Source organism: Bacteroidota bacterium (assembly GCA_013696965.1).
GTDB lineage: Bacteria > Bacteroidota > Bacteroidia > JACCXN01 > JACCXN01 > JACCXN01.
The window spans coordinates 18,476-36,232 of sequence record JACCXN010000021.1; the positions used below are offsets into that span (position 1 = coordinate 18,476).

The following is a 17,757-nucleotide window of genomic DNA, read 5'->3' on the forward strand; positions in this document are numbered from 1 at the left end:
AAATCCCAAACCTTTACTTCAGAAGCCGACATGAAAAAACATGTCAGAAAACTCTTTGATAATAAGGAATATGTTAATGCAGCTCCTTACTTTTCTCAATTATTAAGTCTTTACCCAAAGGATCCTGAGTACAATTTCAAATATGGCACTTGTCTTTTATTTTCTGATCATGATAAAGAAAAAGCTATAAAATTTCTTGAATTTGCTTCCACAAAAGAAGGTGTAGACCCAGAAGTGTTTTTTTATCTTGGAAAAGCATTTCATTTGGATTATAGATTTGAAAAGGCAATAACCGCATATAAAACATTTATTGAAAAGGGAACTTCTAAATCAAAGGCTGATCTTCAACCAGAAAGACAGATTGAAATGTGCAAGAATGGAAAAACATTAATTCGGAACATAACCGAATTAATTGTAATGGATAAAAAGGAGATTAAACAAATGGATTTTTTTAGAAGTTATGATTTGGATGACTTCGGTGGAAAAATAATTGTAAAGCCCGATGACTTTAAAACTCCTTTCGATATCAAGCAAGGAGAGAAATCTGTAATGTTTCTTCCAAATAATCCTGATAAAATATTTTTTGCTAGTTATGGTGAAAACAATAAAAATGGAAAAGATATTTATAATGTAATAAAGCTTGATAACGGTGAATGGAGCAAACCTAAAGCATTAGGACTAAAAATAAATACTCCCTTTGATGAGGATTATCCTTTTATGCACCCCAACGGCAAAACACTTTATTTTTGTTCTAAAGGCCATAATTCAATGGGTGGATACGATATTTTTAAATCGGAATATGATAAAGACAATGATTCATGGAGTACACCGGTAAACCTTGATTTTGCTATTAGTTCACCTGATGATGACATGCTTTTTATTACTGATAAAGAGGAGAAATTAGCTTATTTTTCCTCTTCCAGGGCGAGTATTGAAGGTTATATTACTGTTTATAAAATCAACATTGAAAGCAAGCCAGAGGAATATATTCTTGTGAACGGAAAGTTTTTCACAGAAATAAAGGATGTTTCAAAATCAGTTACTATTAAGGTGTACAGGATTTCTGACAATAAGTTAATTGGAAATTTTAGTTCGCAATCAGATGGTTCTTATGTTTTAAAAATTCCCAATGGAGGAAGGTTTAAATTTTTAGTTGAAGCAGCAAGGCATCCGGTACAAAGTGGAATTGTTGAAGTTCCATTTCAAAAAGATCCAAAAATGCTTAAGCAGGAAATGGAATTGGTGAGAAATGAAACTGGGGTTAAATTAACCATCCGGAATTTATTTGATGAAGAGATAAAAGAATCTGAGCAACTTCTTGCACTTGATATTATAAAACTCCAGGCAAAACTTGAAGTAAATTACAATCCTGATTTGGCAATAAGGTATGAAGAAAAAGAAGCGCATAAGGTTAATGAGATTAAGAAAAGTCAAGGGAATACCACCAACCAGGTAAAAGAAAATAATCCTTCGGTTTCTAATTCAGATATTACAAAAATAGCTTTTCAGGATGCAGAAGTTTTGAAAAATGAAGCAGAAGAATTCAGAAAAGAAGCTGACTTTGCTTTTGCTTTTGCAGAGAAGAAAAGCATTCAGGCTGATGAAAAACAAAAAGAATCTGAAAAAGCAAAAAAGGAAGCGCTTGCAAATCAGGATATGGCCCAAAGAAAAACAGGCCTGGATAAGGCTGAGGAACTTAAAAAAGCTTCAGTAAGCCTTACCAATCAGGCATCTGTAGCTCTAAAAATAGCTGAAAAATCAGACAATGATGCCAAAAGAAAAAAAGAAGAATCGGAAATTGCCTTGCAATATGCAAAGGAATTAGATTCTGCTGTTAATTCAACCTCCTCCAAAGAGGCGCTTGATAAACTAAAAACCCAAAAAACAAATCTCGAAAACTCTGCAAATGGTAATGGAGCCAAGGATATTTTAAGTCAAACACGTAATGAGCAAAAAGAAAAAAATAAGCAAGCTGAAAGAGCAAGGAAGGAAGCAACTGAAAGTAAAACTGAAGCTGATGAAATTAAAACTGAAATTCAGAATTTAGAGAAAGTAATTGAAAAAACAAAAGATAAAAAAGGCAAAGCCTCTCTTTCAGAACAACTCTCAACATTAAAGGAGGATCACCAAGAGGCTGAAACAAAAGCCAATGCAAATAATGAAAAAGCACTAATGCTTGAAAAGGAAGTAACGAGCTTAAACAACGAGGCAGGTTTAATAGAAAAAATGATAACAGAAATCAGTTTAAAAGGAAATCAAACTCTTTCCATGGATAAAAACCAGATTAAACAAATCAAGGAAAGAATTGATGAACAAAAGATTTCCGCTGCTAATGAACCCAACAAAAATTCTTTTTCTGAAAACAATACATTAACGGAAAATAATAAATCTAAAGAAGTACAGCAAAGCAAGCTAACAATAGAAGAAACGCCAGGAATTAATTCTGAAAAACAAAACAAGTTCAATGGTATTGTAAATAATAAGGGAGAAATAGTTGATTATGGAGCAGATTTCAAAAAACAATTGGAAGAAAACACAAATAAACCAAACGGAGTAGAAAAAGCCAAAACAAATGCAAGAATTACTAATCAGTGGGCAGAATCAATAAATGATGAAATAAATTTAAGAACCGAAAAAATTAAAAGCCTCAATGCAAGTGAACAAAAGCAAGAAGAAAAACGAATTGCTGAACTTGAAAAAGAATTGATTGTAAAAAAGAGTGAAGCTAAAAAACTCCAGGAAGCTTCAACAGCACTTGAAAAAATAGAATCTGAACAAGTGATTGCCAATAAAAAAGAACAAACAGAGAATGTTGAACCAACTTCGGAGGCTAGCAAAAAACATTTTGAAGGGGTTGCTCCGTTTGCAGAAAGAGTTGAAATTCCGAATCAACAAGGGGAAATTTCCGATTATAGCAACACCTACATTGATCAACTAGACAAGACTGAAACATTAGGAGATGATTTTAATAAGGAAAGAACGAAAGCCGAAATTTATAGTAACTGGTCCTCCACAATGCGTCAGGAGATGCTTATTCGAGAAGAAAACATCAAGAATTTGAAAGGCAAAGAAAAAAAGGCCGAACAAATAAAAATTGACCAACTGGCAAATTCAGCAATTTCCAAACAAATTGAAGCTGATGAATTTCTTGCAAAAGCTGAATTACTTCAAAAAAACAGGGAACAGGAAAAGGCACTTTCTTCCAGTAAAAAGATTGTGAACAGCAACGATAATCCTGAAAAAGAGGAAAAGAACACTAAAATTGAAAATCCTGAGGTTAATGAAATTTTTGAGGAAGAAATTAATTATAGCAATGAGGATGAACAGGCAGAAGTGAAAAAGGAAAATAATCCTAAAAAAAAGGAATTGCCAAGTGAAAACCTTAGTGCCGATAATCAAAACAAGGAAAAAACTAACATAGAAGAAAATCAGGATGCCAGGATAAAAGCAAACAATTCTGTTTTAAAGAATAATTATTCATCCACTTCTGCAAAAGAATCATTGAAAAAGGCTACATCGGTTATGGATGAAGCAAATAACCTAAGTGTTCAGGCTGATGCAATTAGATCTGGTGTTGCTTCTATTAGTGATCCTGATGAAAAAACAGCCCAACTCAAAAGGGCCAGTGAGCTTGATAAGCAGGCACAAATGAAAAAAAGTGAAGCTGCACTTGCTTTATCAGATGCAGGCAAAACAGAATTCAATGTGAATAAAATCAATATCGAAAAGAATTTTAACCCAAGCAAAGAAGGCCAGGAAACAGCAGTGGCTACAATGCTTTTAGAGGAGGCTGATTATTATATAAAGCAAGCTGAACAAACAAGACAAAAAGCATTAAGCAATGAAAATCCTGCTTCCCGGTTTAATTTTTTAACCCAGGCGATTGAAATGGAGAAAACGGCCATTGAAAAACAAGTAAAGGCAATGGAAATATTAAATATAAAACCTGATGCCTCATTGGCTGCGCTTGCATTAACAGAAAAAAACAATCCAATACAAACTGAGGAAGATGCCAATAAAATAAAGGTATTAAATGCAGAATCGGAAAGTGAATTTCAAAAAGCAGAGGAATTAGAACAAGAGGCAAAAGAACTTGAAAAAGATGCTCAATATTTATCTGAAAAGGCTGAAAACACAAAGAAAAAGAAAGAGAAGGAAGTTCTTGTGGAACAAGCCACTGAAAAATCAAAAGAGGCAAAGGTATTAAAAGATGAAGCCAGATTTACTTTTGAAAAGGCAGAGAAATTAAAAGAGCAGGCCGCAAGTATAAATCTTTCAAACAGCAAAACTAATTCATTAAATAATGAAAATACTTTTAAGGAAAAGGAAAATGCCTTAAACAATGAATTAGCAGCAAGTACTAAAAAAGAGAATTTGCGGGAAGAAAAATCACTTCAGCAAGAAAATGAAATTGAACTTAAGAAAGAGGAAATCAAAAAAGAAAATGAAGCTAAAAATGAATCTTCTAATGCAGTAAAAAAAGAAACCCAACAAATAAATCAAGAGCCGGTAAGGGAAAACCTCAATGCTATAAAATCTAAAATTGAGGAACAAAATCAAAAGGGAATACAATTTACTGAACAGGCTCAAATATTGGAAAAAGAGGCACAAGTATTGGCATTAGAAGCAGAACAGAGTAAAAAGAAAAAGGAAAAAGCTGAATTGTTGCAAAAATCGAATGAAAAGACAGAACAGGCAAACATAAAAAAAGCAAATGCTGGACGTGCTTTTGAGAATGTTAGAAATCTGGAAAAAGATGCAGCACTTGTAAAGGAATATAATGAACAGACGAATAATACTTCAAACAAGGAGAAGGAAACCCCTCAATCATCCATTCAGAAAAAAGAAGAATACAGGCAGCAAACAAATTCCTTGAAGAAAAAAACAGAGGAAGAAAGCAACAATGCAAAACAATATTCAGAGCAGGCCCAAGAGTTGGAAAAAGAGGCCGAGGCACTGGAATTAAATGCCCAAAAAAGTAAAAAGAAAAAAGAAAAAGAGGAGTTTAAACAAAAATCCATTGATAAAACAGAGCAAGCAAATTCGAAAAAGGAACTAGCTGAAAACGCCATGGATAATGTAAGGGAATTAGAAAAAGAAATGGCGCTTTTGAAAAAGAACAATCCGGAAGAAAATGGAACAGCTAATAGAGTAAACTCCAAATCTTTGGTTCAAAATCAAGAAGAATACAATAAAAACACAAGAATATTGGAGGGCAAAATAGCAGAAGAAAATAAAAAAGCAACACTATTTACAGAGAAGGCCCAAGAGTTGAAAAAAGAGGCCGAGGCATTGGCATTAAATGCCCAACAAAGTAAAAAGAAAAAAGAAAAAGAGGAGTTTCAACAAAAATCCATTGATAAAACAGAGCAAGCAAATTCGAAAACGGAACTAGCTGAAAACGCCATGGATAATGTAAGGGAATTAGAAAATGAAATGGTTCTTTTGAAAAAGAACACTCCGGAAGAAAATGGAACAGCTAATAGAGCCAACTCCAAATCTTTGGTTCAAAATCAAGAAGAATACAATGAAAATACAAGGGTATTGGAGGGCAAAATAGCAGAAGAAAATAAAAAGGCAACACTATTTACAGAACAGGCTCAAGAGTTGGAAAAAGAAGCGCAAGCAATGGCCTTAAATGCCGAACAAAGTAAAAAGAAAAAGGAAAAAGAGGAATTGACGCAAAAATCCATTGAGAAAGCAGAACAGGCAAATTCAAAAAAAGTACAGGCTGAAAACGCTTTTGATAAGGTAAGAGCATTAGAAAAAGATTTGGTGCTATTAAAAACAAATAAAACTAAAGAAAATGCTTCTATTAAAAATGGAAATGAGCATTCTAATTCTCCCATTCAGCAGCAAGAAGAATACAAGCAAAGAACAATTGTTTTGAAAAACCAAATTGTTGAGGAAAATAAAAAGGCAAGCCAACTAACAGAACAAGCTCAGGAGCTGGAAAAAGAGGCGGAAGTACTGGCATTAAATGCACAAGAAATTAAAAAGAAAAAGGAGAAACTGGAATTACAGCAAAAATCAAGTGAGAAAACAGAACAAGCAAATTCAAAAAAAGAACAGGCCAAAAATGTACTGACTCATGTGAAAATATTGGAAAATGAGGCTGCTGAAATAGTGGTTCTTTCGGAAAAAATAAATCAGGATGAAAAGGAAAAGGAAGAAAAGAAAATTGCCACGGAAGCATTAATTGCAAAATCAAGTATGCCTTCTGACATAAATAAATATGAGGTCCCAAAAATACTTACCGAAGAAATATTTGATAAAGCAGCCCCTACTGTTTATAATGCAAAAAATCCAATACCGGTTGATGCGGGATTTCCAGAGGGCTTAGTTTTTAAGGTTCAGGTAGGAGCTTTCAGAAATCCTATTCCTTACGATTTATTTAAAGGATTTGCCCCCATTATGGGTGAAACCACACCACAAGGTTTTACCAGGTATACTGCCGGAATGTTTAAAGCCCTTGCAACTGCTAATTTGGCAAAAGATGTTATTCGTGGAAATGGATATCCTGATGCATTTGTAGTGGTGTTTTACAATGGCAAAAGAATTTCAATGAATGAAGCACAGGCTTTAATTAACAGTGGGAAAATTAATGATAACAATGCATTGGCTGCCGGGAATTCTAAAACTAATTCCGAAACAACCTTAAATAAAAATGAAAGTTTGAATAATTCTCCACTTAACCAGCAGGAAAAAAACGAAATTAGTAAAACGGATGTGTTTGCAAAACAGGAAAAAACCTTTCCTCAGGACGTTGCACCTTATCATGAACTGAATGCTGTAAAAGGATTACTTTATACTGTTCAGGTTGGTGTTTATACCCGGCCAGTTCCTCCTGGACAGCTTTTTAATATTCAGCCACTTTATGTTGAAAAAACCTCAAATGGAATGTTAAGATACACTTCCGGAATTTTCAATAATACCACAAGGGCCAACGAAGCTAAAAATACAGTAGTTTCAATTGGAGTAAAAGATGCTTTTGTTTCTGCCTATTACAACGGGGCTAGAATATCTGTTGCAGAGGCAAGGAAAATTGAAGAATTAAATGGCAGTTCAGTTTTTATTCAATCAAATACAATGAATGTATTACCCGGTGTTTCAAACGATAATGCTGTTTTTGTTGGACCCATAGTTAATAAAACTGTTCAGGACGAAAGGCCATCAAAGATAACTAAAGCTAAGGATCAGGAAAGTTTAGTGGAACCTAAAGTGTACAATCAGGTTATAAACAATCAAGAAGAATTACCAAAGGAACAAAAGGAACAAATTTCCAACCCAATTAAAGAAAATAATCCAGTAAGTGATAGTAATGAAATAAAACCGAAAAACAATGCTTCATTACCTGAAAACAATGAATTCGAAAAACTACAATTGGATAAAAAAACTTTACCTGGCCTGGAATACAAGGTTCAGATAGGTGCATTTAAAGATGAAGTTCCACTTGAAATAGCTACGGTATTCTTTAAACTTTCATATCTGGGGATTAGCCATTATATAAATGATCAAGGTTTAACAGTTTACTCCATTGGAAATTATTTTGATTATTCTACGGCAAGCTCATTGAAAAGAAAAATTGCTCAGGACTACAATTTAAAAGATGCTTTTATTGTTCCATATTTGAATAAAGAAAAGATCAGTACAAACCAGGCTTTGGAATTGTTGAAAAAATAGTTAAATTTAAAGAAGTTAATTTTATGGTATCAGGTATTTTTAGTAGTAGCCAAATTTGTACAGAAGAACAAACCAGTATTGCCCAAAAAGTAACACTGAATAAAAATGTGGTATTGTACAATGATGATGTAAATACATTTGAATATGTTATAGAAGCTCTTATAGAGGTATGTAACCACAATAGCCTACAGGCTGAGCAGTGTACTTATCTTGTTCATTACAAGGGAAAATGTGCTGTAAAAACAGGAAAGATGATTGATTTAAGGCCAGTACAAATTGCATTGCTTGACAGAGGACTTACAGCATCAATTGAATAGCTAATTTATTAAAATCTATACGGATTATTAGATGAAAAAAAAAGCAATTGTTGCTACACTTTTTGTGTTTATTTTAATTGCTTGTTCAAAGGTGCCTATCTCCAACAGAAGACAGGTAAACATGCTTCCAGAGAGTACCTTGATGAGTATGAGTTTGACAAGCTACCGTGACTTTTTAAAACAAAAGGTAATTGTGCCTAAGTCAGATCCACAAGCACAAATGATAGAAAGAGTTGGAACCAATATTGCAAAATCTGTAACTACCTTTTTAAAAAGAAAAAAGAACACCAAACGGATAAAAAATTTCAAATGGGAATTTAATCTTGTAAATGATCCAACTGTAAATGCCTGGTGCATGCCAGGGGGAAAAGTTGTTTTTTATACAGGAATTTTGCCAATTACAAATGATGAAGCTGGTATTGCAGTTGTAATGGGACATGAAATTGCCCATGCTGTTGCACGCCATGGAAATGAACGCATGAGCCAGCAACTTTTGGTAGCAGCTGGTGGCATTAGCCTCGCAATTGCCCTTAACGAAAAACCAAAGGAAGCACGTGATATATTTTTATCCTCTTATGGTATAGGTACAACCCTTGGTGTTTTAAAATACTCACGTACACATGAATCTGAAGCCGATAAAATGGGATTGGTTTTTATGGCTATGGCAGGTTATAATCCTGAAGTTGCTGTTGGCTTTTGGGAGAGAATGGCAAACCAGGCTAAGGGAGCAAAACCACCTGAATTTATTTCAACTCACCCCAGTGATGAAAGAAGAATTAAAGACATAAAAGAGTTTTTACCCCAGGCGAAAAAATATTATAAGGTTTCCTGAACAATGCTAAGACAAATTGTATTGGACCTCCATTTTAATATTGGTTAAAATCCCTCCTAAGAAAAAAAATTAATTTCCGGATTGAAAAAATTAAAATTCATCCCTTAAATATTTATTACCATCGGTATTCTCCTATCTTTGTGCTTTTAAAAAGATATGACACTTACATTTATTGTTATACTCATTATAGCAGGTTTAATTCTTGTAATGCTCGAAATTTTAGTACTTCCGGGTATTGCCGTTGTTGGTATTTTAGGTGCAGCAATGATACTATTTGCAATTGTAAGTGCATATTCCATTAGTCCAACTCACGGGCATATTGCACTTGCTTCAAGCTTTTTAGTTTCTCTTATTCTAATTTATATAGCCATTAAAAATAAAACCTGGAAAAAATTAAGTTTAAATAAAGAAATAAGTGGAAGGGTGAACATTCGTGAAAACCTGGTGAAAGAGGGAGATTTCGGAATTACTGTTTCCAGGCTTAATCCTATGGGTACGGCTGTGATCAACGATAGTCTTTATGAAGTTGAATCAAAAGAAGGCTACATTGACGAAAACAAGGAAATCATAATAGTAAAAACAACTTCAAATAAAATCCTGGTTAAATTAAAACAGTTAAATTAATAATTAAATAAAATCAAAATTATGAATGAAGGAATTGGTATAATTATTTTAATAGCTTTTGCGGCTTTAATAGGTCTTTGGATGTTATTTTATTTCATCCCTGTTGGTTTGTGGTTCCAGGCAACATTGTCAGGAGTAAAAACATCTTTGCTACAGTTAATATTTATGAGATGGAGAAAAGTTCCACCTTCAGTTATAGTAAATGCAATGATTAACTCACGCAAGGCAGGATTAATATTAAACAGTGATGAACTTGAAGCGCATTATCTTGCCGGTGGAAGGGTGCAAGCAGTTGTTAATGCACTTATATCTGCTGATAAAGCAAATATTCCACTTGATTTTAAATCAGCCACGGCAATTGATCTTGCAGGAAGAGATGTTTTGGAAGCAGTTCAAATGTCTGTAAATCCTAAAGTAATTACTACACCTCCTGTTGCTGCAGTTGCAAAAGATGGTATCCAGCTTATAGCTAAAGCAAGAGTAACACTTAGGGCGAATATCCGTCAATTGGTTGGAGGAGCGGGAGAAGAGACTATTTTGGCAAGAGTAGGTGAAGGTATTGTTTCATCAATTGGTTCTGCAGTTTCACATAAACAGGTTCTTGAAAATCCTGATTCAATTTCCAAAGTAGTACTTGCAAAAGGACTTGATGCGGGAACTGCTTTTGAAATTCTTTCCATTGACATTGCGGATATTGATGTTGGAAAAAACATTGGAGCTGAACTTCAAATGGACCAGGCAAATGCAGATAAAAATATTGCCCAGGCAAGAGCAGAGGAAAGAAGAGCAATGGCTGTTGCTGTTGAACAAGAAATGAAAGCAAAAGCACAGGAAGCAAGAGCCAAGGTTATTGAGGCTGAAGCGCAAATCCCAATGGCAATTGCAGAAGCTTTCAGAAGTGGTAATCTGGGAATTATGGACTATTACAAAATGCAAAATATTCAAGCAGATACCGAAATGAGGGATTCTATTGCCAAACCAAGAAATGGTCCTAAAAAAGAGTAATTGTTTTTGAAATTAATTTCAATTGTTACTGGAATGTTAAAGAGGCTGACTGTAAAAAGTCAGTCTCTTTTTTTTATTAACCTGAATTCGATTTAAAAAACCCTGCAAGAGTAGCTGAAAGCTACCCAAATTTTCAGTCGTAGTTGAAAACTACGACCAGCAGTGGCTGACTAAAAAATTAACTCTTTTTTTTATTAACCTGAATTCGATTTAAAAAACCCTGCAAGAGTAGCTGAAAGCTACCCAAATTTTCGGTCGTAGTTGAAAGCTACGACTTAGCGGAGAAAAAAATAAATTTTGATTTTCTGCCAGCGGCTAGGTTAGTACTAGCGCTGGGCGTAGTTTCCAACCATAACTGTTCGAAATACTTTCATAAAATAAAAGTAAAGCCTTATCGAAAGTGGCTGTCAGAGTCTTTTAGATAGTTTTTAACTTTTGGATGTTAAATGTTTCGAACAGTTATGGTTTTCAACTACGTCCAATTTACCGGGTAGCTTTCAACTACTCTTGCAGCCTTTAATTTAATAATCGAATCAGGTTAGTATTAAAATTCAAATAACCTGAGAAGAAAAAAGTACGAATAAAGCTCTATTACCTCTGAATGAAGAAAATCTTACTGTTTTTAGAGGCAAATACACCCAGGCCATTTTGTACATTTGTATAAACAGGAGCGGGTTCGGCAAAGGGGTTCCCAGAGGTTTGCATATGTTTGGAAAGCGTTGTTTTATATTGAAAATACTCTTTACTAACAGATGAAAAATTAAGAAAAAGTTCATATTCTCCTTCCTCTTCCATATAACCTAACTCCGATGATCCAAACAAGATTTCAAATCTATATTCCTTTCCGCTAAAGTGATCATCGCCAAAAAGGATTTCTGTTGAACCATAACTATCTGATTCAATAGCCGGATCGTTGGTATGAATATAAACAGGGCTTACTCCCATATAGAGCAAAGTATCCATAAAAAAAACATTTGTAGCATAATAGTTTTTAATTCCTATCGGATCATGAATGCTAAAGGATATACTTGAAAGAATTCCAAAATTTGGATCGGTATAAGCAGATTTAGTATAAACAATATTGCTCACCTGAACGGATTGTGGAATCAGAATGCTTGCCTCTATTGGATCGTAAGGCACAGCATTAACAATAATTTTATAGTTGTTTCCAGAAATTGGTTTTTTATCATTTGAAATATATGTTCCCTCTCCTATAAATTCGAGCTTTTCAAGAAAAACATCATTTTCATAAACTTCAACCGAGGCAACATCTACATTTTTTATACTTGCCCTGTCTAGCACCCCAAGACTATTGCTAATATGGGCAATAAAAGTTTCGGAAGGATCAATTATAGAATTTACCACAAGTGTTGGTTTGTGTTCAGGAATATCCACAGTAACAATCATCTGGCAAGAACTGCTAAGAGAAACTACAATAAGGGTGATTAATGATTTTTTCAGCATAGCATATTAAAATTTAAAGTTGTAACTAATAGATGGCAATATGGGGAACAGGCTATATTGCTTTATTACCCGATTGCCCCCTTCATCATTACTAAAGGCGTAGAAATAGGGGTTCTTTCGGTTGTAGGCATTGTATACACTCACATTAATTGTTCTTTCTCCCCATTTTTTCACTTTTCTAAAATTCACACCCAGGTCCATACGGTGGTATGCTCTCATTCTAAATCCATTTCGGGATTCATAATGTTCAATTTCACTGCTATAATAATACGATGAATATTCAGGCATTGCTATATACCTGGCAATTGGTAATGTAATGGCATTTCCTGTCCCATAAACCCAAGTACCGGAAACATCGATATTATCCGTTATTTTATAATTTAACACAAAAGAAATATCGTGTCTCCTGTCGTATTTGTAAGGAAATTTTTCACCAAAGTTAATTTCAGGAAATTGCCTTTCTGTCCAGGATAAAGTATATCCAATCCATCCTGTAGTACGTCCTGTTTTTTTCTGAACAAAGAATTCAGTTCCGTAAGACCAGCCTTTTCCTGCTTCAACTTGTGATTCCCAATTTTGTGATTGATTGAAAAAATTTGCACCTCCTTTATAATCAATAATATTTTCCATTATCTTGTAATAGCCTTCAATACTCACTTCATAATCATTGTCCTTATGCCTTAATGTTCGTGCAAATCCAGCCGCAACTTGATCAGACACCTGGGGTTTAATTTTATCCGTTGAAGGAACCCATAAATCCGTAGGTAAACCAATTCCTGCATTTGCAAGCAAGTGGATAAACTGCATCATTTTAGCATAAGATGCCTTAAATGCAAGGTTTTCAGTAATAAAATACCTGCCCGAGAACCTCGGCTGGAAGGATTGGTAATAATTGTTTTTTACCGAAAACCCTGAATAATGCATACCAAAATTAGCTTTTAAACGGGCTGATATTCTATAATCATCCTCAATGTAGGCAGAAAGTTCATTTGCATATATTTTAGAAGTACCCAAAGTAGTATCAACTCCCGTAGACCCTGTACTTGCTGATTTATATTGAATGGCACCTGTATTAAAAGCATGATTAATATTACCAACACCAAACTTTATGTAATGGTTTGTGGATGGAATATAATCAAAATCAATTTTGCCGCTTATGTCTTCAATTCCGGTTAAAAATTTCAATGCGAAATCATTTGTATAGGTTTTATTAGGAGTAATTTCAGTGCTTTTGCTTAAAATTTCAGTATAAAAATTAAACCTGCTATAAATTAAGGAGGTGTTGCTGAATAATTTTGGTGTAATAATATGGTTCCAGCGAAGTGTGGAAGTAGAATTACCCCATCCAATTTTAAATTCATCGCTATAAATATTTTTATTTCCATCATAAGTATATTCACCTTTGTTTTTAGCATAAAACCTGTCATCACCGCTGTAAAAACTAAGGAATACATGGTCTTTTTCGGAAATTTTGTGGTTTATTTTGGCATTCAGATCATAAAAGTAATACCCTCCTGTGCCATTACCATCGGAGGCCTGATTAATAATTGGTCTTGCAAGTATATCAATATATGTTCTTCTTGCTGAAATTATAAAGGAAGTCTTGTCCTTAATTATTGGTCCTTCTAAGGTTAGCCGTGATGCAATAATGCCAACGGAACCTTCTCCTGAAAATTTTTGAGTGTTTCCTTCTTTAAGATTTATTTCAATAACCGAAGATAATCTACCTCCATATCTTGCAGGGAATCCACCTTTTGTCAATTGTACGTTTTTTATAGCATCTGCATTAAAAACAGAGAAAAAACCAAACAAATGTGAGGCATTGTATACAGGAGCCCCATCAAGTAGTATAAGGTTTTGATCTGGTCCTCCTCCCCTAACATATAGGCCACTAGCCCCTTCTCCTCCGGATTGAACACCCGGAAGAAGTTGTAAACTTTTTAGGACATCAACCTCTCCTAAAAATGCAGGAATAGACTTTATTTGTGAGATAGGTATTTCTATTACACTCATTTGAGATTTTTCCTCAATTTTTACTTCCCGCACCTCAACTATTTCAAATGTTTTTAATTCAATAGAAGGTGATAGTTTGAAATTTAATTGCACGTCTTTGGAAGACTGCATTGTAATTGCCTGGCTTTTATATCCTATATACCTTATGAGTATGGTTACAGAATCAGCTGATTGAACAGTAAAACTAAAAAAACCATAAAGATTTGTTGTAGTACCTGTTTTTAAATTAGGTTCATAAATGCTCGCCCCAATCAATTTTTCGCCAGTAGCTTCATCCGAAATATATCCACTAATGGTATATTTTTGAGCTTGGACCGAAAAAGAAAAAATAAGAGAAACTGCAATAAATACAAGGGAAACTTTATTTAGCATAGAATAACAAATAAATATATGTCAAATATAGTTATTTAATAGAAATGCTATATCTTTGCCAACTAATTTTAGTTGGGAAAGTTAAAATTCCCTGGTTAAGAAAAAAAATGCATTTGTAGCTCAATTGGATAGAGCACCTGACTACGGATCAGGAGGTTTGGGGTTCGAATCCCTACAAGTGCACTCTAAGGGAAAGCTCAGCAGCTTTCCCTTTTTTGTTGCACTTAAGTTGCTTGTTATCCAGGCAATCTGTTACTACTGAAGATGAATATATTGGTAAAGTTGTAGAAATTCCAGATGGTAATTTTTATATGGCTGGAGGTACTGGAAAATATGGTAATGGAAAATATAGTTACGATATAAAACATGATGGCAACCCTTATAATTTTTGGTCAATAATATCAATGGCATTTTCATTCCTGTTCCCCTAAATAGTATTGTATTTCCAGATTTTAATATATATGTTTGCCCGAACAATAAAAATCAAAAATATATGAATATTGCTATTATTGGAGCCGGAGTTTCTGGTTTAACAACTGCCTATTATTTAAGGCAAAATCCATTGTTAAAGGATGCTACAATTACCATTTATGAAAAAGCAGGCCAGGTTGGAGGTAATGCTGATACTTTCCAGGTTGAATTACCTGATGGTTCTGGTGGCAGTATACAAAGGTGGGTTGATATGGGAGTGAATGATTTTAATCTTGGAACTTATAAAGTTTTAACCCAGCTATGGCAGGAGTTTGGCATTATGAATAATAACATTCCCTGCCCAGGAAGTCCTTATTGCAGTCCATTAATTGATACAGAATCTTTTTCTTTGCCCGATAACAATTACACCTATCGATACTCTGTTGGTGCAGATGGTTGTGTAACTGTTCCTTATGGAAGCTCAGCGAATCAGTCAATTTTACAACAAGATATTGACAACTTTAAACAAGCCCTGGCAGATTGGTATAATAATAATTCTCAGGAAGGTGTAAACCCAATTACTGTAGGGGATTGGCTACTTACCCAAAAATTTTCGGAAGAATTTATTTTTTGTAATCTATATCCCCGCATCAACGGAATGTATTTTACATTGGAATCAAACCTTTCCCAATCCTCCACTCCTCCCCCATCAACTATGCCTTTATGGATGGTAGCTCATTATTATATTTTGCAAGAAGCATATGGCCAGGTAATCCAGCCATCCTTAGCTTGTTCAAGACAATACTTTGTGGATGGAAGTTCCCAATGGTTAAAGTTTCTGGCTAATAAGTTAACAACTGAATTGAATGTTACAATTAATTTTAATTGCCCTGAACTTACTGTTTCAAGAGTTGAATATTCAGAGAAAATAACTAAAATGGTGTTATCTAACAATGGCACAGGGCTTGGAATTTATGATAAAGTGATTTTTGCCACACATGCTGATGATACTTTCAATATGATTGACAACAGTTTTAAATCAGATGAAATGGTAGAAGCCTTGCAATCTTTTGAATTTTCATCCAGCAATATTATTGTCCACCAGGATCATTCCTTTTTAGCTCCTCAGGCCGATTGTAACAATACATACAATATTCATATTTACGATTATCAACCCACTACTGCTGAATATCCTTATACTATTTCCTATATAGCAAATTACCATCAGAACGATGTTGCCAAAGGAATTAATGACCCTCTATTTTTTATTACCCTTAATCCATATTGGGAACTTGATGCAAGTAAAATTCTTAAACAACCCGATGGATCTTTAGCTCAAACAACCCTCAGACATTGTAAATTAAATACAGCGGCAATGAACGCACAAGTTTTAATTGATGAAATACAATTAGAAGCCCAAACTGAAAGAAGTTATTATTTTGCAGGCAGTTTTGCCAGGGGTGCAGGATTGCATATGGAATGCATTATTCATGCCCAGGAATTAGCAAAAAAGATTGCAAATCCTTCTTATATTTCAAATCAAACGTATAAATTTAAGGGCGGGCAAAGGCATTTTGCACCTAAATATGTATTAGACGCACTTACCCGAATTAAAAAAGAGGAGATGATTTAATTTTTTTTAAAGTTAGAAAATATCCAATTTCTCATTACATCAAAAAGAAAGCCCACTAATGTAATGGGCTTTCTTTTTTTATCTTTATATAAGTTCTTAATTCACTATCGGAAGATAAACCCCACTCATTTTTTGAATATAGCCAGAGTATTTAATTTCTCAAGGAAATAGTTTCCATACAATTTAAAAAAGCATAAGGAAAAGTATTGTCTGGATCACCCGAATAAAAAGGTACAATTCCAAATTTATCCCATGGCTTATTCCTAAGTTAGAGGGCTATAATCCCACTTCGAATTCCAAACATAATTATTCCAACGCTGCACCTCTTACCCGTTTTTTTTAATATTGTTTGTTTGTGCCCTTCCACAGTTCTTGGGCTGATATTCAATTGCGTGGCCACTTCATGACTAGTAAACTCATGGGATAAAAGAGTAATGATTTCAACTTCTCTTTTTGAGAGTTTTACCTTGATTGTTTCATTTGGAGCTAATAATTCAAGCATAGTATTGAGTTTAATTTATGTTAATTGGCCCATACTATACATTTTTTACAGTCAACTGGTTATCCCAAAAAATATAATAATTCAAAGGTTTACAGCTTGATCTATTATAAGTATATCAAGGCTTTACAATTTATGATTACAAATTAAACGCATTCAAATTTATATTGCATGGACTAATTCCTGCATTTTGGGACATTGACTTTTGAAGGCTATATTCAAAACAGAGAACAATTTTCTTAAATAAAAAGGTTATTGGGCTATTTAATTACAAAAAGAAGGAATAAGTCAAAAAAACAATACACCGTATCTTGTACTATTTACGGGCATTTAAGCAAAGCAATGTCCCAAAGACAAAGTTTTAGTCCATAAAAAAAAGATGGCAATACTCTTATTTTGTCAAACACTTTAAAACCATATAAACATGAAAACTAGAGCCCTAATTTATTTGCTTTCATCAGCAGTATTGTTTTTTACTTTATCCGGATGTAAAAAAAATGATGACCTGTTTTTAAAACAGGAAAAACAAAGTATAAATGGACATGCAGTAATCACCTGTTTTGAAGAAGAAGAAGTTAAAGATTACCTTCTTACAAATAATTATTCTGATATCCATTTGGCTTTCAATAATACTTGTGATACCGCAATTGCTACAACATCTTTCCACTATAACACAAAAGTTTTTCTATCTGATGAAGTAATAACAGGACATGAAGATTTTTTTGATCCGGAAATCGTTTTACTAGTAACAGAATATTTAATTAATCGGGAATACGATGTTGTAGAAGTTAATTTTCCCACATCCATTGATACTGCTATTGTAAAAACGCAAAAACCCTATACTACATCTGTTTTTTTAGTAGGTGGTGGTATTGTTGGATCTGAAGATTCTTCCCAATAATCT

General features: G+C 33.9%; 11 protein-coding genes and 1 tRNA gene. 9 read left to right on the forward strand and 3 right to left on the reverse strand.

Translation table 11 applies throughout. The annotated features are described in order from the left end of the window. The first annotated feature begins 30 nt into the window (after nucleotides 1–30). The 5 genes from H0V01_03875 (at nucleotide 31) to floA (ending at nucleotide 10,461) form a co-directional block, all read left to right on the forward strand. The gene (locus H0V01_03875; protein ID MBA2582511.1) at nucleotides 31–7,683 is read left to right on the forward strand and encodes a PD40 domain-containing protein; all 7,653 of its coding nucleotides are present in this window, start codon (nucleotides 31–33) and stop codon (nucleotides 7,681–7,683) included. Between the two features lie 23 nt (nucleotides 7,684–7,706). Further along, the gene (locus H0V01_03880) at nucleotides 7,707–8,000 is read left to right on the forward strand and encodes an ATP-dependent Clp protease adaptor ClpS (protein ID MBA2582512.1); all 294 of its coding nucleotides are present in this window, start codon (nucleotides 7,707–7,709) and stop codon (nucleotides 7,998–8,000) included. A gap of 31 nt (nucleotides 8,001–8,031) precedes the next feature. After that, nucleotides 8,032–8,832, forward strand: a complete 801-nt coding sequence (locus H0V01_03885; protein ID MBA2582513.1) for a M48 family metallopeptidase — start codon at nucleotides 8,032–8,034, stop codon at nucleotides 8,830–8,832. A gap of 156 nt (nucleotides 8,833–8,988) precedes the next feature. Further along, on the forward strand, nucleotides 8,989–9,456 hold the full coding sequence (locus H0V01_03890; GenBank protein ID MBA2582514.1) for a hypothetical protein: 468 nt from the start codon (nucleotides 8,989–8,991) through the stop codon (nucleotides 9,454–9,456). Between the two features lie 21 nt (nucleotides 9,457–9,477). After that, nucleotides 9,478–10,461, forward strand: coding sequence for a flotillin-like protein FloA (gene floA, locus H0V01_03895; protein MBA2582515.1), 984 nt, complete (start codon nucleotides 9,478–9,480; stop codon nucleotides 10,459–10,461). Between the two features lie 591 nt (nucleotides 10,462–11,052). Here the strand turns inward: floA and H0V01_03900 are convergent. Together H0V01_03900 and H0V01_03905 are read right to left on the reverse strand one after the other, a co-directional pair. After that, nucleotides 11,053–11,925, reverse strand: a complete 873-nt coding sequence (locus tag H0V01_03900; protein ID MBA2582516.1) for a DUF4249 domain-containing protein — start codon at nucleotides 11,923–11,925, stop codon at nucleotides 11,053–11,055. 6 nt (nucleotides 11,926–11,931) lie between these two features. Beyond that, entirely contained in the window at nucleotides 11,932–14,310 is a 2,379-nt protein-coding gene (locus tag H0V01_03905; protein MBA2582517.1) for a TonB-dependent receptor, read from the reverse strand. A gap of 109 nt (nucleotides 14,311–14,419) precedes the next feature. Between H0V01_03905 and H0V01_03910 the strand changes: the two genes are divergently transcribed. From H0V01_03910 to H0V01_03920, 3 genes are all read left to right on the forward strand, one after another. Next, a tRNA-Arg gene (locus tag H0V01_03910) sits at nucleotides 14,420–14,493 on the forward strand. Nucleotides 14,494–14,543: 50 nt separating this feature from the next. Continuing rightward, the gene (locus H0V01_03915; GenBank protein ID MBA2582518.1) at nucleotides 14,544–14,741 is read left to right on the forward strand and encodes a hypothetical protein; all 198 of its coding nucleotides are present in this window, start codon (nucleotides 14,544–14,546) and stop codon (nucleotides 14,739–14,741) included. 62 nt (nucleotides 14,742–14,803) lie between these two features. Then, entirely contained in the window at nucleotides 14,804–16,354 is a 1,551-nt protein-coding gene (locus H0V01_03920; protein ID MBA2582519.1) for an FAD-dependent oxidoreductase, read from the forward strand. Between the two features lie 268 nt (nucleotides 16,355–16,622). Here H0V01_03920 and H0V01_03925 read toward each other — a convergent pair whose 3' ends face one another. Beyond that, nucleotides 16,623–16,856, reverse strand: a complete 234-nt coding sequence (locus H0V01_03925; protein MBA2582520.1) for a response regulator transcription factor — start codon at nucleotides 16,854–16,856, stop codon at nucleotides 16,623–16,625. Nucleotides 16,857–17,277: 421 nt separating this feature from the next. Here H0V01_03925 and H0V01_03930 point away from each other — a divergent pair, with 421 nt between their 5' ends. Further along, nucleotides 17,278–17,754: a hypothetical protein gene (locus tag H0V01_03930; protein MBA2582521.1), complete on the forward strand. Its 477-nt coding sequence runs from the start codon at nucleotides 17,278–17,280 to the stop codon at nucleotides 17,752–17,754. Nucleotides 17,755–17,757 lie beyond the last annotated feature (3 nt).